The organism is Streptomyces sp. DH37 (genome assembly GCF_029813835.1).
In the GTDB taxonomy this organism is placed as follows: domain Bacteria; phylum Actinomycetota; class Actinomycetes; order Streptomycetales; family Streptomycetaceae; genus Streptomyces.
The window spans coordinates 1-390 of sequence record NZ_JARVKV010000246.1 but is presented as its reverse complement, the minus strand read 5'-3'; the positions used below and the strand labels follow the sequence as shown (position 1 = coordinate 390).

Here is a 390-nt window from a genome sequence, read left to right as displayed (position 1 = left end):
GCGTACGCGCCGGTGAAGACGCCGGTCTTCTCCCTGTCCTCGCCGGCCTCGGCCTGCCGCTCGACGACCGACTTGGAGGCCGCCTGCTTGCGGTACTCCGAGACCGCCTCGGCCGGGGTGGGGTGACCGCCGGTCCACGTCTCGCGGGTGTCCTCGGGCCAGGCGTCGGGGACGATCCGGTCCACCTGGTCGTGCTCGGGCGCCAGCACCATGTACGTGGCGCCGAACAGGGTGTCCTGGCGGGTGGTGAAGACGGTGATCCGCTCGCCGGCGCCGGCGTCGGAGGGGCCGCCGGTCCCCTCCACGGAGAACTCGATGCGGGCGCCCTCGCGGCGGCCGATCCAGTTGCGCTGCTGCAGCGTGATCGCCTCGGGCCAGTCCAGCGCGTCC

Annotated in this window: 1 pseudogene; it reads right to left on the bottom strand. The window is 73.8% G+C overall.

Annotated elements, in window-relative coordinates:
- A pseudogene (locus tag QC029_RS30870) lies at positions 1 to 390 on the bottom strand (leucine--tRNA ligase); the annotation flags it as partial.